At 72.7% G+C, this 21,925-nt stretch carries 15 protein-coding genes; 9 read left to right on the forward strand and 6 right to left on the reverse strand.

Features of this window, described 5'->3' with window-relative positions:
• Positions 1-64 precede the first annotated feature (64 nt).
• The gene (locus tag ACL03H_RS08435) at positions 65-2,890 is read left to right on the forward strand and encodes a vitamin B12-dependent ribonucleotide reductase (protein ID WP_412810551.1); all 2,826 of its coding nucleotides are present in this window, start codon (positions 65-67) and stop codon (positions 2,888-2,890) included.
• Positions 2,891-3,083: 193 nt separating this feature from the next.
• Here ACL03H_RS08435 and ACL03H_RS08440 read toward each other — a convergent pair whose 3' ends face one another.
• A complete protein-coding gene (locus ACL03H_RS08440; RefSeq protein WP_412810552.1) occupies positions 3,084-3,428 on the reverse strand; it encodes a hypothetical protein in 345 nt (114 codons plus the stop codon).
• A gap of 187 nt (positions 3,429-3,615) precedes the next feature.
• On the opposite strand from ACL03H_RS08440, the gene ACL03H_RS08445 reads away from it, so the two are divergent.
• Complete coding sequence (locus ACL03H_RS08445) at positions 3,616-6,939, forward strand: phosphodiester glycosidase family protein (RefSeq protein WP_412810553.1); 3,324 nt, start codon at positions 3,616-3,618, stop codon at positions 6,937-6,939.
• A gap of 105 nt (positions 6,940-7,044) precedes the next feature.
• On the forward strand, positions 7,045-8,118 hold the full coding sequence (locus ACL03H_RS08450) for a DUF4192 domain-containing protein (RefSeq protein WP_412810554.1): 1,074 nt from the start codon (positions 7,045-7,047) through the stop codon (positions 8,116-8,118).
• A 56-nt stretch (positions 8,119-8,174) separates the two neighbouring features.
• Here the strand turns inward: ACL03H_RS08450 and galE are convergent, their stop codons facing one another.
• The 3 genes from galE to ACL03H_RS08465 all read right to left on the reverse strand — a co-directional run bounded on the left by galE (position 8,175) and on the right by ACL03H_RS08465 (position 11,077).
• Complete coding sequence (galE, locus tag ACL03H_RS08455; RefSeq protein WP_412810555.1) at positions 8,175-9,134, reverse strand: UDP-glucose 4-epimerase GalE; 960 nt, start codon at positions 9,132-9,134, stop codon at positions 8,175-8,177.
• Between the two features lie 69 nt (positions 9,135-9,203).
• A complete protein-coding gene (galK, locus tag ACL03H_RS08460) occupies positions 9,204-10,382 on the reverse strand; it encodes a galactokinase (RefSeq protein WP_412810556.1) in 1,179 nt (392 codons plus the stop codon).
• A complete protein-coding gene (locus ACL03H_RS08465) occupies positions 10,379-11,077 on the reverse strand; it encodes a metal-dependent transcriptional regulator (protein WP_412810557.1) in 699 nt (232 codons plus the stop codon). The genes galK and ACL03H_RS08465 overlap by 4 nt, the downstream gene beginning before the upstream one ends.
• A gap of 135 nt (positions 11,078-11,212) precedes the next feature.
• Between ACL03H_RS08465 and ACL03H_RS08470 the strand changes: the two genes are divergently transcribed.
• The 5 genes from ACL03H_RS08470 (at position 11,213) to ACL03H_RS08490 (ending at position 17,861) form a co-directional block, all read left to right on the forward strand.
• Positions 11,213-12,067, forward strand: a complete 855-nt coding sequence (locus ACL03H_RS08470) for a sulfurtransferase (RefSeq protein ID WP_412810558.1) — start codon at positions 11,213-11,215, stop codon at positions 12,065-12,067.
• A gap of 86 nt (positions 12,068-12,153) precedes the next feature.
• On the forward strand, positions 12,154-13,329 hold the full coding sequence (locus tag ACL03H_RS08475) for an acetoin utilization protein AcuC (RefSeq protein WP_412810559.1): 1,176 nt from the start codon (positions 12,154-12,156) through the stop codon (positions 13,327-13,329).
• An 84-nt stretch (positions 13,330-13,413) separates the two neighbouring features.
• Complete coding sequence (locus ACL03H_RS08480; RefSeq protein WP_412810560.1) at positions 13,414-16,278, forward strand: bifunctional acetate--CoA ligase family protein/GNAT family N-acetyltransferase; 2,865 nt, start codon at positions 13,414-13,416, stop codon at positions 16,276-16,278.
• Positions 16,279-16,348: 70 nt separating this feature from the next.
• Positions 16,349-17,245: an alpha/beta hydrolase family protein gene (locus ACL03H_RS08485; RefSeq protein WP_412810561.1), complete on the forward strand. Its 897-nt coding sequence runs from the start codon at positions 16,349-16,351 to the stop codon at positions 17,243-17,245.
• Positions 17,246-17,435: 190 nt separating this feature from the next.
• Positions 17,436-17,861 carry a hypothetical protein gene (locus ACL03H_RS08490; protein ID WP_412810562.1) on the forward strand — a complete coding sequence of 142 codons (426 nt, stop codon included), beginning with the start codon at positions 17,436-17,438 and terminating at the stop codon, positions 17,859-17,861.
• 144 nt (positions 17,862-18,005) lie between these two features.
• Here ACL03H_RS08490 and ACL03H_RS08495 read toward each other — a convergent pair whose 3' ends face one another.
• Positions 18,006-19,658: a fumarate hydratase gene (locus ACL03H_RS08495; protein WP_412810563.1), complete on the reverse strand. Its 1,653-nt coding sequence runs from the start codon at positions 19,656-19,658 to the stop codon at positions 18,006-18,008.
• Between the two features lie 131 nt (positions 19,659-19,789).
• Between ACL03H_RS08495 and ACL03H_RS08500 the strand changes: the two genes are divergently transcribed.
• Positions 19,790-20,506 carry a tyrosine-protein phosphatase gene (locus ACL03H_RS08500; RefSeq protein WP_412810564.1) on the forward strand — a complete coding sequence of 239 codons (717 nt, stop codon included), beginning with the start codon at positions 19,790-19,792 and terminating at the stop codon, positions 20,504-20,506.
• Positions 20,507-20,624: 118 nt separating this feature from the next.
• On the opposite strand, the gene ACL03H_RS08505 is transcribed toward ACL03H_RS08500, so the two are convergent.
• On the reverse strand, positions 20,625-21,593 hold the full coding sequence (locus ACL03H_RS08505; RefSeq protein ID WP_412810565.1) for a sigma-70 family RNA polymerase sigma factor: 969 nt from the start codon (positions 21,591-21,593) through the stop codon (positions 20,625-20,627).
• Positions 21,594-21,925 lie beyond the last annotated feature (332 nt).

Raw genomic sequence — 21,925 nt, forward strand, 5'->3', positions numbered from 1 at the left:
CCGGACGGGGAGCCCGGATGGTGGCGGCGACGCACGAGCGAGCAACAGGGAAGAGGGACAGGTCATGACGGAGACCGTGGGCAGCCCGGCCGGCACCGCGGGGGAGCCGGAATCAGGTGCTCGAACCGAGGGCATCCGGGTGCAGCGCGTCTACACCACCGAGGGGGTGCACCCCTACGACGAGGTGTCGTGGGAGCGCAGGGACGTGGTGATGACCAACTGGCGGGACGGTTCGGTCAACTTCGAGCAGCGCGGGGTCGAGTTCCCCGACTTCTGGTCGCTGAACGCGGTCAACATCGTCACCAGCAAGTACTTCCGCGGCGCCCAGGGCACCGCGCAGCGCGAGAGCAGCCTGCGGCAGCTGATCGACCGGGTCGTGAAGACCTACGTGCGCGCCGGTGTCGAGCACGGCTACTTCGCGGGCGAGGCCGACGCCGAGATCTTCGAGCACGAGCTGACCTGGATGCTGCTGCACCAGGTGTTCAGCTTCAACTCGCCGGTGTGGTTCAACGTCGGCACCAGCTCCCGCCAGCAGGTCTCCGCGTGCTTCATCCTCTCGGTGGATGACACGATGGAGTCGATCCTCGACTGGTACAAGGAAGAGGGTCTGATCTTCAAGGGTGGGTCGGGCGCTGGCCTGAACCTGTCCCGGATCCGCTCCTCCCGCGAGCTGCTGTCCTCCGGCGGCACCGCGTCCGGCCCGGTCTCCTTCATGCGCGGCGCGGACGCTTCCGCGGGCACCATCAAGTCCGGCGGCGCCACCCGCCGGGCCGCGAAGATGGTCATCCTCGACGTGGACCACCCGGACGTCGAGGAGTTCATCGAGACCAAGGCCAAGGAGGAGAGCAAGATCCGCGCGCTGCGCGACGCCGGCTTCGACGTCGACCTGGGCGGCGCCGACATGTCCTCGGTGCAGTACCAGAACGCGAACAACTCGGTGCGGGTCACCGACGAGTTCATGCGCGCGGTGGAGAGCGACGGGCCGTTCAACCTGCGGGCCCGCACCGATGGATCAATCGTGGACACCGTCCAGGCGCGCGACGTGTTCCGGAAGATGGCCAAGGCGGCGTGGGAGAGCGCCGACCCGGGCATCCAGTACGACGGCACGATCAACGACTGGCACACCGCGCCGGAGAGCGGCCGGATCTCGGCCTCCAACCCGTGCTCGGAGTACATGCACCTGGACAACTCCAGCTGCAACCTGGCCTCGCTGAACCTGATGAAGTTCCTGCGCCCGGACCTCAGCTTCGACGCGGAGCTGTTCGAGAAGGCCGTCGAGCTCGTCATCACCGCGATGGACATCTCGATCAGCTTCGCCGACTTCCCGACCGAGGCGATCGGTGACACCACCCGCAAGTTCCGCCAGCTCGGCATCGGCTACGCGAACCTGGGTGCGCTGCTCATGGCCACCGGGCACGCCTACGACTCCGACGGCGGGCGGGCGCTGTCCGCGGCCATCACCTCGCTGATGACCGGGACCGCCTACAAGCGCTCGGCCGAGCTGGCCGGCGCGGTCGGGCCGTACGAGGGCTACGCCCGCAACGCCGAGGCACACCAGCGGGTGATGCGCAAGCACGCCGCGGCCAACGACCTGATCCGGACCTACCACCGCAACGACGTGACCGTGCACAAGCTGGCCACCCGGGTCTGGCAGGAAGGTCTGGAGATCGGCTCCCGCTCCGGCTGGCGCAACGCGCAGGCCTCGTTGCTGGCCCCGACCGGCACGATCGGCCTGATGATGGACTGCGACACCACCGGGGTCGAACCCGACCTGGCGCTGGTGAAGTTCAAGAAGCTGGTCGGCGGCGGCTCCATGCAGATCGTCAACCAGACGGTGCCGCGGGCGCTCAAGTCCTTGGGCTACCAGGACGAGCAGATCGAGGCGATCGTCGAGTACATCGCCGAGCACGGTCACGTCGTGGACGCCCCCGGCCTGCGCCCGGAGCACTACGAGGTGTTCGACTGCGCGATGGGCGAGCGCTCGATCGCACCGATGGGCCACGTCCGGATGATGGCCGCGGTGCAGCCGTTCCTGTCCGGCGCCATCTCGAAGACGGTGAACATGCCGGAGGCCGCCGCGGTCTCCGACGTCGAGGAGATCTACTTCGAGGGCTGGCGGCTCGGGCTCAAGGCGCTGGCGATCTACCGGGACAACTGCAAGGTCGGCCAGCCGCTGTCGGCGGGCAAGGGTGGCAAGGAGTCCGGCGAGAAGGCGGTCGAGAAGCAGATCGAGTACCGCCCGGTCCGCAAGCGCCTGCCCAAGAAGCGTCCGAGCCAGACCGTCTCGTTCACGGTGGGCGGGGCCGAGGGCTACCTGCACGCCGGGTCCTACCCGGACGACGGTCTCGGCGAGATCTTCGTGAAGCTGGGCAAGCAGGGCTCGACCCTCGCGGGCGTCATGGACGCCTTCTCGATGTCGATCTCGGTGGGCCTGCAGTACGGAATCCCGCTGGAGTTCTACGTCTCGAAGTTCCAGAACCTGCGCTTCGAACCGGCTGGCATGACCGACGACCCGGACGTGCGGATGGCGGGCAGCGTGCTCGACTACCTGTTCCGCAGGCTGGCGCTGGACTACCTGCCGTACGAGAAGCGCGCGCAGCTGGGCATCTTCACCTCCGAGGAGCGCACGGCCCAGACCGCGGACTACGACGGTGGTCCCACCGGCGGTGCCGAGGTCGACCTGGACACCATGCGGTCCACCGTGGAGTCCTCGACGACCGAGCGGCGCGAGGGGGACGACCACCGGGCGGGCAGCTCCACCGAGCTGCTGGAGCTGAGGTTGGGCAAGGCCGCGGACGCGCCGCTGTGCATGACCTGCGGCACGAAGATGCGTCCCTCCGGATCCTGCTACCTCTGCGAGGGTTGCGGGTCCACCTCGGGCTGCAGCTGATCGACCTGCGCGGTGGCGGGGCCTTCGGGTTCCGCCACCGCGCGAAGCCCGGATGACGAAGGGGAGCCGACCACGCGGTCGGCTCCCCTTCGTCCTGCGCGGCCCGCGTCCGCCGACCGCGGCCCCGCCGGACGGCGGGACCGGGTCTCGCGCGACGACGCACGTGAAGATCACCGGGTCCGCGCTGACCTGGTCAGGTCCTCCCCGTCCCCCGCGCCCCCTGCGGTTCACCGCGCCGGCCGTCACCTCGGGACAGGATCCGCGCCGTGGTGGCGACCCCGGCGGTCGCGGTCAGAACCGCGGGCCAGGCACCGATCCGTCGCGCCAGCGGATGCGATCCGGCGAGTCCCGCCGCGTACGCGACGCCGAGGAGCATCGCGCGTCCGAGACCGCTGCGGCGTCGGCAGCTCTCCACACCCGCGAGCCCGCCGGCCCCGGCGACCAGGCCGCTCCACGAGCGGTGCCGCTGCATCCGGGTGACCGCGAAGCCGGCGATCAGACCCGCGGAGGTGAACAGGGCGGGCGCGACGCCGCGCATGGCCGGCTCCTTCGGGTGGACCTGGAACGTGATTCCTCGACTTTACCTGCGCGTTCACCGCCGAGGCCGACCTCCGCTCGTCTGGTCGCCGTGCGCTTTTCGGGTGGTGTTCAGCCGCGAGCTCGCCCCCGCGGGCGCGGGTGCGATCTGCTGGAGCGCTGGTGCCCACCGTTGTTGTGGAGGCTTCATGCGCTCGCGCGGGGTTGTCGTGGTGCTCGCGGGCGCGGTGCTCGCGGGTGTGGTCCTCGCACCCGCCGGGGCGGCTGCTCCGCTCGGGCCGCCTCCCGTGGAGGACGCGCCCGGGGCCTCGGCCGCCGAGCGCGGTCCGGTCAGCGTCCGCACCGCCACGACGCGCTCGGTCCTGGACGGGTTCGAGACCTCCCGCGAGACCGCGGAGCTGGCACCGGGGCTCACCCTGACGGAATTCGACCGCTTCGAGCCCGAGGGCTGGGTGCGCGGCGACGTGCTCACGGCCGAGCTGGCCGGTGCTGGCCTGCGTCCCGCGTACCTCAGCCCGGGGGCGGCCTCGTCGCGCCGACCGCTGACCGAGCAGCTGTCCGGAGCGGTCGCGGGGGTCAACGGCGACTTCTTCGACATCGACGCTTCCGGTGCCCCGCTCGGTGCGGCGATCTCGGGCGGAGAGCTGCTCAGCGCGCCCGCGGCGGGGCACAACGACGTGGCCGCGGTGGGCGGCTCCGCCGGAGGCCTGATGCGGGTCCTCCTGGCGGCCGAGCTCACCCGCGCGGACGGGACCCGCGTGCCGATCACCGATCTGAACGCACCGACGATCGCCCCGGACGGGATCGGCCTCTACACCCCGTTCTGGGGCGCGGCCTCCCGCGCGGGGCTCGTTCCCGGCGGGGTTCCCGCCATCGAGGTCGAGCTCGCCGATGACGTGGTGCGGCAGGTCCGACCGGGGCCTGCCGAGGGCGCGGTCCCCGCCGGGGCGGTGCGCCTGCTGGGCGTCGGCAGCGGCGCCGACGCGCTGCGCTCGTTGCGCCCGGGTGACCGGGCCTCCGTGCACTACCGGCCGCTCGTGGACGGCCCCACCCCGCGGGTGGCGGTCGGCGGCAACCGGGTGCTGCTGCGCGGCGGGGAGGTGCAGGACGTCGACGACACCGCGCTGCACCCGCGCACGGCGGCGGGTTTCTCCGCCGACGGCACCCGGATGTGGCTCGTCACCATCGACGGCAGGCAGGACGCGAGCAGGGGAGCGACCGAACGGGAACTGGCGGAACGGCTGCGCGCCCTCGGTGCCAGCGATGCGATCAACCTGGACGGTGGCGGCTCCTCGACCTTGCTGGCGCGGGAACCCGGTGCGGAGGCGGCCGAGGTGCACAACTCGCCGTCGGACGGCGAGCTGCGCCCGGTGCCCAACGGGATCGGGTTCACCACCGCTGCGGGCAGTGGTCTGCTGCGCGGGATCCGGGTCGAGCCGGAGGCGGGCACCCGCGTCCTGTCCGGCCTGAGCCGGGTCCTGACCGCGCGGGGCCACGACGAGACCGGCGCACCGGTGGCGGCCGAACCGCGCTGGGCGGTCGCCCCCGGCGGCGGCCGGGTGGAGAACGACGTCCTGCGCGCGGGCCGCCCTGGTCCGACGACGGTCACCGCGCGCGCGGGCGGCGCCTCGGGGTCGACGCGCATCGAGGTGCTCGGACCGCCGGCCGGCCTCAGCACCGACACCGAGCGGGTGGCGCTGACCGGGGAGGGAGCGCGCGGGCGGTTCCAGGTGCTCGGCCGGGACGCTGCCGGTTTCCGGACCTGGGTGGACCCCGTCGACGTCCGGCTGGAGCACGACGAGCGGGCGGTGCGGATCGTGCCGGACGGGGACGGGTTCGCGGTCACGGCCTTGTCGCCGGCCGCCACCTCGGTGGTCACGGTCCGGGTGGGGGACCTGACCACGCATCTCGGGGTCACCACCGGGTCCCGACCGGAACCGCTGGCCTCCTTCGACGCGCCGGACGGCTGGCGCGTCAGCGCTTTCCCGGCGGCGGTGCGCGCCTCGCTGAGCACGGCCGAGGGGCGGGCGGGCACGCCCGGTCTGGCTCTGGACTACGCCCTGACCGGTACCACCACGACCCGTGCCGCGTACGTCAACGCGGTGGACGGGATCCCGCTCCCACCCGGAACCCAGCGCGTCGGGGTGTGGGTGAACGGCGACGGCCGCGGTGCCTGGTTGCGCGGCACCGTCCAGGACGCGGCCGGGGTGGCCACGGTGCTGGACCTGGCGCGGAACGTGGACTGGACGGGTTGGCGCTACGTGGAGGCGCCGCTGCCCGAGGGCATCTCCGGTTCGCTTCGCTGGCAGCGGTTGTACGCGGTGGAGCCGGACGGCGCGCGCCAGTACGAGGGGCGGTTGGTGTTCGACGACCTCGTGGCGCAGGTCGCTCCCGAGGTGCCGGTGCCCGCCGATCCCGAGCCGCGGGATCCGGTCGTGGTGCGCGACGCGGCGCCCCCGTTTCCCGGAGAGGCGCGGATCGCCGTGGTCAGCGATGCCCAGTTCACCGCCGATGATCCGGACGGTCCGCTGGTCGCGCAGGCGCGGCGGTCGCTGCGCGAGGCCGTGGCGGCGGCGCCCGACGCGCTCGTGATCAACGGTGACCTGGTGGACCGGGGCACCGCGGCGGACTTCGACCTGGCCCGGGAGGTGATCGAATCCGAGGTCGGCGGCCGACTGCCCTGGTACTACGTGCCCGGCAACCACGAGGCCTCCGGGCCGGGTGATCTCCGCGAGTTCACCGCGGAGTTCGGGAGCGCGCACCAGGTCGCCGACATCGGGGGAACCAGGGCGATCATGCTGGACTCCTCCACCGGATCCCTGCTGGGCGGCGGTTTCGGCCAGGTCCGGATGTTGCGCTCGGCGCTGCACGAGGCCGCCGCGGACCCGGGGATCCGCTCGGTGGCGATCTTCGTGCATCACCCGCTCCGCGATCCGGGTCCGGGGGACGCCTCCCAGCTCTCCGATCCGAAGGAGGCCCGGTTGCTGAACCGGTGGCTCGCCGACTTCGAGCGCGACTCGGGCAAACCCGGCGTCCTGGTCTCGGGGCACGTCGGCGCCTTCCACGCCTCCACCTCCGACGGAATTCCGCTGCTGGTGAACGGCAACGCGGGCAAGCAGCCGTCGGCCGCTCCGGAGCAGGGCGGTTTCACCGGCTGGAGCCTGTTGCGGATCGACCCGGGCGACCGGCGGATGCCGGTGCGCTGGGAGACGCGGCCGCACGCGGACCGCATCGAGCTGCCGGTGCCGCCGGTCGCGGCGGGCGGTGCGGTGTTCGTGCGCGCCCGGTTGCTGCAGGGCGACCGGGCGGTTCCGGTCGAGTACCCGGTGACCGCGTCCTGGTCGGGTTCCGGAGTCCACATCGGACGCGGAGGGGCGGGTGCGCCGGGCGCGGTCGCCTCCTTCGACCCGGCGACAGGGAGGTTGGCCGGGGTGCGCGCCGGACGGGCGGAACTCAGCGTGACGATCAATGGAGTGAAGCAGTCCACCGTATTCACGGTCGCCCAGAAGTGAGTTTTTCCGGGTTGGGGCGGGAAGTTGTCCACAGGAGACCGATCCGTCCACAGATGTGCCACTCGCCCCTGCGGCGCCTCGGGAGAGGTCACCGATGTTCCTGGCATGACCACACCGCTGAACGCGCGCATCCACATCGGTGACGCGGGCCAGGTGCTCGCCGCCGTCCCGCACCTGCTGGGCTTCACCCCGTCCGACTCGCTGGTCCTGCTCGGTCTGCACGCCACGGGCGACGCGGGGGCCTTCGGCCTCACGCTGCGGATGGACCTGCCGCCGCCGGAGCACCGCAGAGCGCTGACCGAATACCTCTCCACCGGTCCGCCGGTCCGCCGGGGGATCACGGGTGCCATCGTCGTGCTCGTCGGGACCGGGCCAGGTGATCCCCGGCCGCAGGAGGAGGACGCCGCCGAGGAGGGCCAGCTGCCCCAGCCGGAACTGGTCGCGATGTTGCGGGAGGGGTTCGCCGAGGCGGGCATCGACGTGTTGCACGAGCTCTGGGCCCCGCGAATCGAGGCGGGCGCGAGGTGGCGCTGCTACGACGATCCGGCGTGCCGGGGCCGGATCCCGGATCCGAAGCGCACCGTGCTCGGAGCCGCCATGGCCGCTTCGGGTTCGGTCACCTTCGACAGCCGCGAGGAGCTGCAGCGGTTGGTGGCGCCGGAGTCCGAGCGGATCCGGGCGCGTTGGGCTGCCCGGCTCGCCGCGATGATCGAGGACGGTGAGCAGGCCCGCCGCGAGGGCGGCGGGGTGCACCGCGACGTGGAGGTGGCGCTGGCCGGAATCCGGCGGACGGCGGCCGGGGAGGCGCTGACCGAGGACGACCAGCTGCGGATCCTGCTCGCGCTCTCCGATCACCGCGTCCGCGACCTGTGCCTGGGGCTGGCCGCGGGGGAGTGGGCGCGGCCGGCCGAGCAGCTCTGGCTGAGCCTGGTGCGCAAGGCTCCCGAGCCCGAGGTCGCCGAGGTCGCGGCGCTGCTGGCGTTCTCCGCCTACCTGCGCGGCGAAGGCGCGATGGCGAGCGTGGCGCTGGAGCGCGTGGAATCCAGCCGACCCGAGCACGTGCTCGGCTGCCTGCTGCGCCGGGCGCTCGACAGCGGGATCTCACCGACGGAGATCGCCGAAATCGCCAAGGACACGATGACCGATGCCCGACTCATGATCGAGGCGGAGGAGTCCTGATGGGCGTCCAGCTCCGGAGGGTGCCCGGCCGGCTCGCGGCCGGGCACCGCCCGGGATCAGCCCTGACGGGCCCGGGTGAACTCCCAGGCATCCCGCACGATCACCGACAGGTCGGCCAGCCGCGGCTGCCACGACAGCTCGGCGCGGGCCCGGTCGCTGGCGGCCACCAGCGTCGCCGGATCACCGGCGCGGCGCGGCGCGACCGCCGCGGGGATCGGGTGCCCCGTCACCTCGCGGCAGGTCTCGATCACCTGCTGCACGGAGAATCCGGTCCCGTTGCCCAGGTTGTAGATCCGGTGCTCGCCGGGCCGAGCGCTCTCCAGCGCCAGCAGGTGCGCGTCGGCGAGGTCGGTGACGTGGATGTAGTCGCGGACGCAGGTGCCGTCCTCGGTGGGCCAGTCGTCCCCGTACATCTGCACCTGGTCGCGCTGTCCCAGCGCGACCTGCAGCACGATCGGGATCAGGTGCGTCTCCACGGCGTGCCGCTCACCGAACGCGCCGTGCGCGCCGGCCACGTTGAAGTAGCGCAGGCTCACCGCGCCCAGCCCGTGCGCGGTGGCGTACGAGCTGATCGCGTGGTCGATGGCGAGCTTCGTGGCGCCGTAGGTGTTCGTGGGCCGGGTGGGGGCGTCCTCCGGGATCGGCACCGAGTCGGGCTCGCCGTAGGTGGCGGCGGTGGAGGAGAACACGAGCCGGGGCGTGCCGTGCTCGCGGACCGCCTCCAGCAGGCGCAGCGAGGTGAGCACGTTGCCCTGCCAGTACTTCGCCGGGTCCTCCATGGACTCGCCGACCAGCGACTTGGCCGCGAAGTGCAGTACCCCGTCGTAGCCGTCGGCGAGCAGGTCACCGGCCGCTTCGGCGATGTCGGCCCGCACGAAGGTGCTGCCGGGCGGTACCGCGTCGGCGTGGCCGGTCGAGAGGTCGTCGACCACGGTGACCTCGTGGCCGTTCTCGAGCAGCCGCGCCGCGCACACGCTGCCCACGTATCCCGCACCACCGGTGACGAGGAGCTTCACGGAGGTTCTGCCTTTCCTGAGACGTCGAACTCGGCGGCACCGCGGGGAGGCGGGGCCGGGCGGGCGAGGTTATCGGTCGCGGCCCGCCCCGGCCGCCGGGGTCGCGGTGAACAGGCGCGGCGCGGTGAGCTTCTGCTCGGCGAACGCGTCGAGCACCGCCCGGCCGATCGACTCGCGGTCCCGCGCGCGCACCAGCGCGATGGCCGAGCCGCCGAAACCGCCACCGGTCATCCGGGCGCCGAGCGCCCCGGATTCCAGCGCGGCGTCCACCGCGACGTCCAGTTCCAGGCAGGAGATCCGGTAGTCGTCACGCATGCTCACGTGCGAGGCGGTCAGCAGCGGACCGATCGAGGCGAGCTGCCCGGCGTCCAGCTCGGACACCGTGGAGATCACCCGCTCGTTCTCCGTCACCACGTGGCGCACCAGCGGGCGCAGCTCGTTCGGGAGAACGGCCAGCGCGCCGTCCAGGTCCGCCACCGAGATGTCGCGCAGCGCCTTGACCCCGAGCAGCTCGGCGGCGTGCTCGCAGCCCTGGCGGCGCTCGCCGTACCCGGACTCGCTGTGCGAGTGCTTCGCCTGGGTGTCGATCACCAGCAGTTCCAGGTCCGCCGCGGCGGTGTCGAACGGGATCTGCTCCAGCTCGCCGGTGCGCACGTCGAAGAACAGCGCGTGCGACTCGGTGCAGCGCAGGGAGGCGGTCTGGTCCAGCAACCCGGTGGGGGCGCCGACGAAGTCGTTCTCCGAGATCTGCACCCAGCGCGCGACGTCGGCCAGCGGCGGCGCGTCCGGTCCGTCCGCGGGCCGACCCGCGAGGTCGAGCAGCGCCAGCGCGACCGCGCACTCCAGCGCGTGCGAGGAGGAGAGACCGGCGCCCGCGGGGACATCGCCCGCGATGACCAGGTCGGCACCGGTCACCTCGACGCCCTGCTCGCGCAGCGCCCAGGCGACTCCGGCGGGGTACGCCCCCCAGCCGCGGATCGAGCCGGGTGCCAGCTCGGCGATCGCGCCGAGCTCGGTCCGGTGCAGCACGCCGTCGTCGCCGAGGGTTGCCGCGGTGAGCAGTCCGTCATCACGACGCGAGGCGGCCACCGCGATGCGGTGCGGCAACGCGATCGGGAGCACGAAGCCGTCGTTGTAGTCGGTGTGCTCGCCGATCAGGTTCACCCTGCCGGGGGCGGACCAGACGACGTCCGGGGCGCGTCCTCGTTCGCCGCCGAACGCTTCGGCGGCGGTGTCGGCCGGGCTCACCGGGGGGTGACCAGGACGGCGTGGGCGATGGCGGGGGTGAGCTTCGTGCCGCCCCTGGTTCCGTTGACCTCGATCGGCTTGTTCACCCCGGTGACCGAGCCGATCTCGATCTCCTCGTCGGGCATCAGCCCGACCTCCTTGAGCTCGCTCATCAGTTCGGGGTCGAGTTGCACGTGCTCCGCGATCCGGCACACCGTGGCGCGGCCGCCGCCCTTGCGGGCGATCTCGTCGACGCGCTGCAGCTCGGACTCGGCGGTGGACGGGGGCTGGGGGTCGGCGCCGAGCTCTTCCAGGCCGGGGATCGGGTTGCCGTACGGCGACGTGGCCGGGTTGCCGAGCAGGGCGATGAGCTTGCGCTCCACGGCCTCGCTCATCACGTGCTCCCAGCGGCACGCCTCGTCGTGCACGTGCTCCCACTCCAGACCGATCACGTCGACCAGCAGTCGCTCGGCGAGCCGGTGCTTGCGCATCACGCGCACGGCGCGGGTGCGCCCTGCCACGGTGAGCTCCAGATGGCGGTCCTCGGCGACGGTCAGCAGGCCGTCGCGCTCCATCCGGGCCACGGTCTGACTGACGGTGGGGCCGCTCTGCTCGAGGCGTTCGGCGATCCTCGCGCGCAGCGGGACGACGCCCTCCTCCTCCAAGTCGTAGATGGTGCGAAGGTACATCTCGGTGGTATCGATGAGATCGTTCACGCTGGCTCCCCGTAGCTGTCCCGATTCGATTCTAGTCCCGGCTCACCACCACTGGTCAGTGGTCTCCGAGCAGCCGTTTCCGCTGCTCGTCCCGGGTGTGCCCGACCAACTCCCCGTCTTGCAGGAGGCCGTTGCATGAACCCGCTGATCAGCGCGGATGACCTCGCCGCGGAACTCGCGGGGCCGCGCCCGCCGGTGCTGCTCGACGTGCGCTGGAGCCTGCAGGGACCACCCGGAAGGCTGGACTACGAGCGCGACCACCTGCCGGGCGCGGTCTTCGTGGACCTCGACACCGAGCTGGCGGCCCCGCCCGGCCCGGCTGGGCGGCACCCGCTGCCCGCGGCCGCGGACCTGGAGTCCGCCTTCCAGCGGGCCGGGGTCACCGCGGACCGGGAGGTGGTCGCTTACGACGCGGACAACGGTTCGGCGGCGGCGCGGGCGTGGTGGCTGCTGCGCTGGGCCGGGCACGAGCGGGTCCGGGTGCTCGACGGCGGTTACCGGGCCTGGACGGCGGGCGGGCGCCCGGTCACGACCGAGGTCCCCGAGGTCGTGTCCTCCGGATTCCAGGTCGTGCCGGACTCGCTGCCGGTGATCGGTGCGGAGGAAGCGGCCCGGCTGGCCCGCTCCGGGCGGCTGCTCGACGCCCGGGCGCCCGAGCGCTACCGGGGCGAGGTCGAGCCGATCGATCCCCGGGCGGGGCACGTTCCCGGCGCGCTCAACGCGCCGTTCGCGGCCAACACCGCCGAGGACGGGACCTGGCGCTCCCCGGAGGAGCTCGCGGAGAGGTTCCGGGCGTTGGGCGTGGACGGGACGGCCCCGGTCGGGGCCTACTGCGGGTCGGGGATCACCGCGTGCTCGGCGCTCCTCGCACTGGAGCACGCGGGACTGAGCGGGCCGGGCAACCCGGCCGCGCTCTACGCCGGGTCCTGGTCGCACTGGTCGGCGGACCCCGCCAATCCGGCCGCCACCGGACCGCTGCCGGGGGCCTGATCGGGGCAGCCGCCGCGCTGGAGCGCGCCCGCGGGTGTGCGGCGGAACACTGTGGGCGGGGACACAGGGCAGGTAGCGTCCCCCGCATGGGCAACCAGTGCGCGGTGGTGTGGGACGAGTCGGTGCTCGGCTACGACCTCGGCGGCGAGCACCCGCTGCACCCGGTGCGGCTCGACCTCACGATGCGGCTCGCCGCCTCGCTCGGTGTCCTCGACGGCGTCGTGCCGGTGCGGCCGAGCCCGGCCTCGGACGAGGACCTGCTGCGGGTCCACCGCCCGGACTACCTCGCGGCGGTGCGTTCGGCCCCGACCTCGGCCTGGGGGGTGGGGCACGGTCTGGGGACCGACGACAACCCGATCTTCGACGACATGCACGAGGCCTCGGCGCTCATCGCCGGGGCGTCGATCGCGGCGGCCGAGCAGGTGGTCTCCGGCGAGGTCGACCGGGCGGTCAACCTCGCCGGCGGGCTGCACCACGCGATGCCGGAGCGGGCCGCCGGGTTCTGCGTCTACAACGACTGCGCGGTGGCGATCGCGTGGATGCTCGCGAACGGCGTGGAGCGCATCGCCTACGTGGACGTGGACGTGCACCACGGCGACGGGGTGCAGACCGCGTTCTACGACGATCCGAGGGTGCTGACCGTCTCGTTGCACCAGCACCCGATCACGCTGTGGCCGGGAACCGGGTTCAGCACCGAGACGGGCGGCCCCGGCGCGGAGGGCACGGCGGTGAACGTGCCGCTGCCGCCGGGGACGGGGGACGCGGGCTGGTTGCGGGCGTTCCACGCGGTGGTGCCCTCGCTGCTGGCGGAGTTCCGGCCGCAGGTGCTGGTCACCCAGGCCGGGGCCGACGCGCACCGGGAGGATCCGCTGGCCGACCTGTCGATGTCGGTGGACGGGCAGCGCGCCGTCTACCGCAGCCTGCGGGACCTGGCCCAGCGGTGCGCGGGCGGCAGGTGGGTGGCGCTCGGCGGCGGGGGCTACTCGCTCTACCGCGTGGTGCCGCGCAGCTGGACCCACCTGCTCGCCACCGCGCTGGACCGGGACCTGGACCCGGGCACGGCGCTGCCGCAGGACTGGCTGGCGCACGCGCTGGAGGTGGCGGGGAACGTTCCGCTGCCGACGTCGTTGACCGACGGGGAGGACCCGGTGTTCGAACCGTGGACCGGTGTGACCGAGTCCGCGGTGGACACGGCGATCCGGGACGCGCGGCACGCGCTGTTCCCGCTGCACGGACTGGACCCGGCCGATGTCCGGGACTGAACTCGGCGGCACGCGCGCGACCGCACCGGGTGCGCCGCCCGACCGGCTCGCGAGATGCCGTTGCGGTTGAAGGGGTGCTGGTTGATGAGCGGTGCGAAGCGGCGCGGTCGCGGCGGTGACCGCCCGGCCGAGGACGGTACCGGTGGCGCCTCCGGTGGCGGTTCGGGCAGCGACGTGCCCGGAAACGGGGTGGCCCCGGAGCCGCCGCACGCTCCACCGTCCACACCGGAGCCCCCGCTCACGCCGAGCCCGCCGGATCCGGCGGCCGAGCCCTGTCCGCGAGCGGCGGAGCCGGCCCGGCCCGACGACGCCTACCCGCGCCGCTGGGAGGCCGACGTCGTGCTCTCCGACGGCGGCACCGTCCACTTGCGCCCGATCACCCCGGCCGACGCCGAGCAGCTGGTCTCCTTCCACGGCAGGCTCAGCGACCGCACCCGCTACTTCCGCTACTTCGGCCCCTACCCGCGGATGCCCCAGCGGGACGTGGAGCGGTTCAGCACCGTCGACCACCACGACCGGGTCGCGCTGGTCGCGCTGCTGGGCGACGACATCGTCGCGGTCGGCCGCTTCGACCGCCTCGACGACCCGGGCTCGGCCGAGGTGGCCTTCGTGGTGCAGGACCAGCACCAGGGCCGCGGATTGGGCTCGATCCTGCTGGAGCACCTGGCGGCCGCGGCCCGGGAACGCGGGCTGGCGCGGTTCGTCGCGGAGGTGCTGGCCGAGAACTCGGCCATGGTGCGCGTGTTCCGCGACGCCGGGTACCAAGTGCGGCGCGCGATGGAGGAGGGAGTGGTGCACCTGGAGTTCGACATCGACCCCACCGAGGAGTCGCTGGCCGTCGCCCGCGCGCGGGAGCAGGCCGCCGAAGCGCGCAGCGTGCACAACCTGCTGCACCCGAGGGCGGTCGCGGTGATCGGAGCTTCCACCGACCACCGCAAGATCGGGCATGCGGTGCTGGTCAACCTCCTCACCGCCGACTTCGCGGGGCCGGTGTACCCGGTGAACCCGGAGCACCGCGCCGTGCGCGGGGTGCGCGCGTACCCCTCGGTGCTGGACATCCCCGACGACGTGGACCTCGCCGTGGTGGCGATCCCGGCGGCCGGGATCGATGCCGTGCTGGACGCCTGCCTGGCCAAGGGCGTGAAGGCGTTGGTGATCGTCAGCTCCGGGTTCAGCGAGTCCGGCCCCGACGGCCGCGAGATCGAACGACGCATGGTCCGTGCCGCGCGGGTGCACGGGATGCGGGTGGTGGGACCCAACGCCCTGGGCGTGGTCAACACCGACCCGGGGTACCGGCTCAACGCGACGTTGGCCCCGAGGCTGCCGGGAAGCGGGCGCACCGGCTTCTTCTGCCAGTCCGGTGCGCTGGGCGTGGCGATCCTGGCGACCGCCACCGAGCGCGGGCTCGGGCTGTCCACCTTCGTCTCGGCGGGCAACCGCGCCGACGTCTCCGGCAACGACCTGCTGCAGTACTGGCAGACCGATCCCGCCACCGACGTGGTGCTGCTGTACCTGGAGTCCTTCGGCAACCCCCGCAAGTTCGCCCGGCTGGCCCGTCGGCTGGCGCGCACCAAGCCGATCGTGGTGGTCAAGTCCGGCCGCAACGCGGTGCGCCCCGGGCTGGCCGCGACCTCGGTCCAGGTCGATGAGAACAGCGTGCAGGCGCTGTTCGAGCAGGCGGGGGTGATCCGGGTGGAGTCGGTGGCGCAGATGTTCGACACGGCCCTGCTGCTGGCGCACCAACCGCTGCCCGCGGGGGAGCGGGTCGCCGTCGTCGGCAACTCCTCCGCGCTGGGAATGCTCGCCTCCGATGTCGCGCAGGCCCAGGGGCTGCGCCTGGCGGGAGAGCCCGTCGACGTCGGCGCCTCGGCGGAGCCGGAGGTGTTCGCCGCCGCGGTGCGCGAGGCGGCGCTGCGCGAGGACGTGGACGCGTTGGTGACCGTTTTCGCGCCCCCGGTCGCGGTGCCCGGCACGGCCTACGCCCGCGCGCTGCGCGAGGCGTTGCGCGAAGCGGGTTCCGGGGCGACGAAGCCGGTGGTGACGACCTTCCTCGCGGCCGAGGGCGTTCCGGACGAGCTGGCCGTGCCCGGCCCGGACGGGTCGGCGGGCTGGGGCTCGGTGCCTTCCTACCCGAGCCCGGAGCGGGCGGTGCTCGCACTGGCCAGAGCGACCCGCTACGCCCGCTGGCGCGCCGCGCCGCAGGGCGATTTCACGCGGCCCGAGGACATCGCGCCGGAGCGTGCGCGGCGGCTGGTCGAAACCGCGCTGGTGAGCGGCGAGGCACGGCTGGCCGACGAGCAGGTGGTGGAGCTGCTGGGGCATTACGGGATCGAGCTCGTGCCGTTCCGCCGGGCGCGGGACGCGCACGCGGCGGTGGCCGCGGCGACCGAGCTGGGCTTCCCGGTGGTGCTGAAGTCGGCCAGCGAGCAGCTGCGCCACCGCGCCGATCTGGTGGGCGTGCGGCTGGACCTGATCAACGCCGACGCGGTGCGCGCCGCGTACGGCGACCTGCGCCGGGTGTCCGGGATGGACGACGTCTACGTGCAGCGGATGGCCGGGCGCGGCCATTCCTGCGTGATCGACCTGATGGACGACCCCTCCTTCGGCACGCTGGTCTCGTTCGGACTGTCCGGAGTGGCCAGCGAGCTGCTCGGGGACAAGGCGTACCGCGCGGTGCCGATGACCGACGTGGACGTGGCCGCGCTGGTCCGCTCGCCGCGGGCCGCCCCGCTGCTGGCGGGCTACCGCGGGGACGAGCCTGCGGATCTGGCGGCGCTGGAGGACCTGGTGCTGCGGGTCGCGACGCTGGTGGAGGACCTGCCCGAGGTGCGGGAGCTGACGCTGCAACCGGTCCTGGCCTCGCCGAGCGGGGTGCGGGTCACCGGAGCGCGGGTGAGCGTGCGCCCCTCGGCGGTCACCCCGGACACCGGGCCCCGGCGGCTGCGCTGACCCGGGGCACCTTCTCCGATACTGGGAAGTATCGATATTCTGGTGCGACTCGTGGGAGGGGAGCGCCCGGATGTCCGACCTGACGTTGACCGAGCTCGGCGTGGTGTCCGCGGGCGAACACCGCCTCAGCGTGCGAGCGGCCCGCGTCGAGGACCCCGCGGCGCCGGTCATGATCGTGCTGCCCGCGATGGGCGTCCCGGCCACCTTCTACGCGCCCTTCCTGCGCGAGCTGCACGAGGCCGGTCTCGCCGTGGTCAGCGTCGACACCCGGGGCCAAGGAGCCGCGACCCCGCGGCCGAGCCGCCGGGTCCGCTTCGGCTACCAGGACCTCGTCGACGACGCCGCGGCCGTGGTGGACCTGGTCGAGCGCGAGTTCCCGGGCGCGCCGCGCTTCCTGCTCGGGCACAGCCTCGGCGGGCAGATCAGCCTGCTGTTCGCCGCCGCGCGTCCCGGCCGGGTGCGCGGCGTGGCGCTGCTGGCCTCGGGCTCGGTGTGGTTTCGCAGCTTCCCCGGCCTGGAGAGCCCGAAGATCCTGCTGGCCTCCCACGCGGTCGCGCTGCTGAGCCGGGTGTTCGGCTACTGGCCGGGGCAGCGGTTCGGCTTCGGCGGCCGTCAGCCCGCGGGGGTGATGCTCGACTGGGCGCGGCAGGGCCGCACCGGCCGGTACCGCCTCGACGGTTCGGACCTCGACTACGAGACCGCGCTGCGGCGGCTGAACGTACCGCTGCTCGCGGTCAGCCTCGACGACGACGAGTTCGCCCCCGCGTCCTCGGTGGACCACCTCGCGGGCAAGGCCGCCGCCGCGACGCGCACCCGGCGGCACTACTCGTGCGAGATCGCGGGTGCGGCGAAGCTGGGGCACTTCGCGTGGGTGCACACCAGCGGCGTGCTCGTCGGCTGGATCGCGGAGTGGGCCCGGGCCGCCTCCGGCCGCGACGAGCCGGTCGCGGAGGCCGGACGCGCCTGATCCGCGCCGCCGGTTCCGGCGGGTGCCGAGACCACGTGTTCCCGGTGGACGCCCGTGAACAGCGAATTCCGGGTTGAATTCGACGAGTTCCGCCGAGCGGGACCAAAAGATCCGAACTTCGCGCAACCCGACGGCGAACGGCCTCCGTCTTCTGGGCATGAAACGCCTACACACCACAGTGGGCGCGGGCATGATGCTCCTCGCTGTCACCGCCTGCGCCGGACAGCAAGAAGACGTCGGATTCGGCGGGCAGCCGCCCGCCCCTGCGCCGGCCGCGCCGGTGCAGCCGAAGCCGGAACAAGAACGCACCCCCGTCCCCGATGATCTGATCAAGGCCGCGGAGCAGTCCGGGAAGACGCCTCGCGTGTGGACCCAGGACGGCGGCTCCGTGGTCGTCACCAACGGGCAGGAAGGCGGCTGCAGCAAGGTCCACGCCGAAGTCGCCGAGCAGGACGCCCAGCAGGTGAAGGTCGTGCTGGTCAACGAGACCCCGGAACCGCCGGGGATCTGCACGATGGATCTGCGCTACCCGCCGGTCGCCGTCCAGCTGGACGCGCCGCTGGACCAGCGCACCGTCGTGCTCGAAGAGCGCGATGTGAAGGTTCCTCCGCGTTGATGCGGTGACCTTCGCCTCGCAGGCACTTCTCCCGCAGGAGGTGGGGCTCCTGCGGGAGAACGTGCGTTCCCGCGCCAGTGGTGGGCCGCGGCCGGCGGTGTCCCGCACCGCCGGCCGCGCCGCGCACCGGCCCGGGCTCGGGGCTCAGCGGTTGAACGAGATCTGCAGGGTGGGGGTGGTGGCCTCGGCGAAGAAGTCGCCACCCTTGTCGTCGACCACGACGAACGCCGGGAAGTCCTCGACCTCGATCTTCCACACCGCTTCCATGCCCAGCTCCGGGTACTCCAGCACCTCGACCGCGCGGATGCAGTCCTGCGCCAGCCGCGCCGCCGGGCCGCCGATGGAACCGAGGTAGAACCCGCCGTGCTCCGCGCAGGAGGCGGTGACCTTCGCCGAGCGGTTGCCCTTGGCCAGCATCACCAGCGATCCGCCCGCGGCCTGGAACTGCTCCACGTAGGAGTCCATCCGTCCCGCGGTGGTCGGCCCGAACGAACCCGACGCGTAGCCCTCCGGCGTCTTCGCCGGTCCCGCGTAGTACACCGGGTGGTCTCGCAGGTACTGCGGCATCGGTTCGCCCGCGTCCAACCGCTCCGCGATCTTGGCGTGCGCGATGTCGCGGGCCACCACCAGCGGTCCGGTCAACGACACCCTGGTCTTCACCGGCAGCTTCGAGAGCTCGGCGCGGATCTCGGCCATCGGCCGGTTCAGGTCGATGCGCACCACGTCCTCGGACAGCTGCTCGTCGCCCACCTCCGGGAGGTAGCGCGCCGGGTCGCGTTCGAGCTGCTCCAGGAACACCCCTCCCGGAGTGATCTTCGCCTTGGCCTGGCGGTCCGCCGAGCAAGACACCGCCACGCCCACCGGCAGCGAGGCGCCGTGCCGCGGCAACCGGATCACCCGCACGTCGTGGCAGAAGTACTTGCCACCGAACTGCGCGCCGATGCCGAACTGGCGGGTCATCTCCAGGACCTGCGCCTCCAGCTCCACGTCCCGCAGCGCGTGCCCGGCGGATGAACCCTCGCGGGGCAGCTCGTCGAGGTAGCGGGCGGAGGCGAGCTTGGCGACCTTGAGGTTGTGCTCGGCGGAGGTGCCGCCCACGACGATCGCCAGGTGGTACGGCGGGCAGGCCGCGGTGCCCAGCGAGCGCAGCTTCTCCTCCAGGAACCGGGCGAGCCGCGTGGGGTTCAGCAGCGCCTTCGTCTCCTGGTAGAGGAAGGTCTTGTTCGCGCTGCCGCCGCCCTTGGCCATGAACAGGAACTCGTAGTGCGGGTCGGTCCCCGCCTTGGAGTACAGCTCGATCTGCGCGGGCAGGTTGCTGCCGGTGTTGCGCTCCTCCCAGAAGTTCAGCGGAGCCATCTGCGAGTAACGCAGGTTCAGGTCCTGGTAGGCGTCGAACACGCCCCGGGCCAGCCGCCGCTCGTCCTCCCCGCCGGTGAGCACCGACTCGGTGCGCTTCCCGATCACGATCGCGGTGCCGGTGTCCTGGCACATGGGCAGCACCCCGCCCGCCGACACGCAGGCGTTGCGCAGCAGGTCGGTGGCCACGAAGCGGTCGTTCGCGCTGGCCTCGGGATCGTCGACGATGGCGCGCAGCTGAGCCAGGTGCGAGGAGCGCAGCAAGTGCTGGATGTCCTTGATCGCGGCGCTGGCCAGCGCGGTCAGGGTGGCGGGCTCCACTTCGAGGAAGCGGCGCCCGGCCGCCTCGACGGTGCGGATGCCCTCGGTGGTGAGCAACCGGTAGTCGGTGTCGTCCGGACCGAGCGGAAGCACCTCGGTGTAGTCGAACGTGGTGGTCACGACGCCGCTCCTTTGCGCGTTCGGGAATGCCGTGACGTTAACGCACCGCCTCGGCAGGGGGAGCAGGTCTGTCGGAGACCGGAACGCACCTGGGAAGCTGGAGGTCGACACCAACGGGATGGGAGATGCCCTTGTCCACCACGGATCCGACCTCCGAGGCCCTCGCGGGGCTGGTCAACCTGCGTGATCTCGGCGGCCTGCCCGCCGGGCCCGGCACGACCCGGGAGGGGGTCGTGCTGCGCAGCGACGCTCCGCAGCCCGGGGACCGGGACCCGGAGGACGTCGCCTGGCCGCCCGCGCTGGTGCTGGACCTGCGGGACGCGACCGAGCTCAACGGCACCGAGCACCCGCTGGCGGGGGTGGCCGAGGTGCACCAGATCGAACTGCTCGCGGGCATCCACTCGACCGAGGTGACCCACCCGCTGCCGGTGCTCTACCAGCTGGCGCTCCGCGATGCGGCGGCGAAGCTGGTGCGGGTGTTCCGGCTCGCGCTGGAGGCGCAGGGGCCGGTGCTGGTGCACTGCGCGGCGGGCAAGGACCGCACCGGGGTGGTCTCGGCGATGCTGCTGAGCGCGGCCGGGGTCCGGGAGGACACGATCACCGCCGACTACGTGCGCACCGACCGCAACATGTTCCGGGTGCTGCAGCGGCTGGAGCTGGCGCCCGCGCTGCCGCCGGGGGTGAGCGAGGAGGACGTGCGGCACCTGATCTCCACCCCGGTGGAGGCCATCGAGGGCGTGCTGGCCAGCTTCGCCGAGCACGAGCAGGCCGCCGCCGGATGGCTGCGCGCCCACGGGGTCACCGACGAGGAGATCGACCGCTGGCGGGCGAAGTTCGTGACGAGCTGACGCCCCAAGCCGCAACGGGCGAGAGGCCGGACCTGCCGTCGTGGGCGGGTCCGACCTCCCCTGGGGTGGCGTCCGGCCGACCGCTCGGCCGGGCGCGCGTGGTCGTTGAGCGAAACCGTCAGCTGGCGTAAGCGCGCAGCCGGTCGGCGCGGTCGCCCTGCCGCAGCTTGGACATGACCTCCCGCTCGATCTGGCGGACCCGCTCCCGGGAGAGCCCGAAGGCCTTCCCGATCTGGTCGAGGGTGCGCGGCTGGCCGTCGTCGAGCCCGTAGCGCATCCGGATCACCGACTGCTCCCGCTCCTCCAAGGTGCTCAGCACCCGGCGCAGGTCGTCCTGCAGGAAACCGGAGATGACCGCGTTCTCCGCGTCGGCCGACTCGGCGTCCTCGATGAAGTCGCCCAGCGGCGCGTCCTCCTCGGCGCCCACCGGCATGTCCAGGCTCACCGGGTCGCGGGAGTGGTCGAGAAGGTCGCCGACCTTCGCGGGGGTGAGACCGCTCTCCTCGGCCAGCTCCTCGTCGGTGGCCTCCCGGCCCAGCTTCTGGTGCAGGTCGCGCTTGATCCGGGCCAGCTTGTTCACCTGCTCCACCAGGTGCACGGGCAGCCGGATGGTGCGGGACTGGTCCGCCATGCCGCGGGTGATGGCCTGCCGGATCCACCAGGTCGCGTACGTGGAGAACTTGAAGCCCTTGGTGTAGTCGAACTTCTCGACCGCGCGGATCAGGCCGAGGTTGCCCTCCTGGATCAGGTCCAGCAGCGGCATCCCGCGTCCGGTGTAGCGCTTGGCGAGGCTGACCACCAGCCGCAGGTTGGCCTCCATCAGGTGATTCTTGGCCAGCCGGCCGTCGCGCACCACGGCCCGCAGGTCGGCGCGCCGCTCGGCGGAGAGCGAGCCGTCCGTCTCCAGCACGTGCTTCGCGAAGACGCCCGCCTCGATCCGCTTGGCGAGGTCGACCTCCTCCTGCGCGGTCAGCAGCGCGGTCCGCCCGATGCCGTTGAGGTAGACCCGCACCAAGTCGGCCGAGGGGCCCTGGTTGTCGAGGTCGGCATCGGTGGCGGTCGTGGTGTAGGTCTGCGGGACGGTCATTGAGCTCCCTCCCTGACGGACTGGCTTGCGGGGCGTTCCCATGGCGCGGACTGGCACCGTGGAGGACGCGTACGCTCGGTGTTGCGGGCCGAATGCCACGCCGTCCGGATGTGACGGTTGTGCTGTCTGGTTCGTGCGGGTCGGGTAGGAGTGGTGCGTGTTCGCTGTCGGGCGACACCTGCGCCGAAGCTCGGGGCCGTCCGTCGGGCGTGTGAACCCACCGGGTGCGGACCGGGCTGTCGAAGCTTGGATACCTGCAAAACGAACACGACCTCGAATTCGTTCCCGAACTGCTCCACCAGAAGACGTCGCGGCCGTCACATCCGTTGCGC

Origin of the sequence: Saccharopolyspora antibiotica (genome assembly GCF_047200635.1) — a bacterium.
Classification (GTDB): Bacteria; Actinomycetota; Actinomycetes; order Mycobacteriales; family Pseudonocardiaceae; genus Saccharopolyspora_C.

What these genes read in the sequence shown, in the direction of transcription:
- ACL03H_RS08450 (WP_412810554.1), top strand. Translation starts at nt 7,045, where the DNA reads ATGACCACACCGCTGAACGCGCGCATCCACATCGGTGACGCGGGCCAG.
- ACL03H_RS08490 (WP_412810562.1), top strand. Translation starts at nt 17,436, where the DNA reads ATGATGCTCCTCGCTGTCACCGCCTGCGCCGGACAGCAAGAAGACGTC.
- ACL03H_RS08470 (WP_412810558.1), top strand. Translation starts at nt 11,213, where the DNA reads ATGAACCCGCTGATCAGCGCGGATGACCTCGCCGCGGAACTCGCGGGG.
- ACL03H_RS08435 (WP_412810551.1), top strand. Translation starts at nt 65, where the DNA reads ATGACGGAGACCGTGGGCAGCCCGGCCGGCACCGCGGGGGAGCCGGAA.
- ACL03H_RS08475 (WP_412810559.1), top strand. Translation starts at nt 12,154, where the DNA reads ATGGGCAACCAGTGCGCGGTGGTGTGGGACGAGTCGGTGCTCGGCTAC.
- ACL03H_RS08485 (WP_412810561.1), top strand. Translation starts at nt 16,349, where the DNA reads ATGTCCGACCTGACGTTGACCGAGCTCGGCGTGGTGTCCGCGGGCGAA.
- ACL03H_RS08480 (WP_412810560.1), top strand. Translation starts at nt 13,414, where the DNA reads ATGAGCGGTGCGAAGCGGCGCGGTCGCGGCGGTGACCGCCCGGCCGAG.
- ACL03H_RS08505 (WP_412810565.1), bottom strand. Translation starts at nt 21,593, where the DNA reads ATGACCGTCCCGCAGACCTACACCACGACCGCCACCGATGCCGACCTC.
- ACL03H_RS08445 (WP_412810553.1), top strand. Translation starts at nt 3,616, where the DNA reads ATGCGCTCGCGCGGGGTTGTCGTGGTGCTCGCGGGCGCGGTGCTCGCG.
- ACL03H_RS08440 (WP_412810552.1), bottom strand. Translation starts at nt 3,428, where the DNA reads ATGCGCGGCGTCGCGCCCGCCCTGTTCACCTCCGCGGGTCTGATCGCC.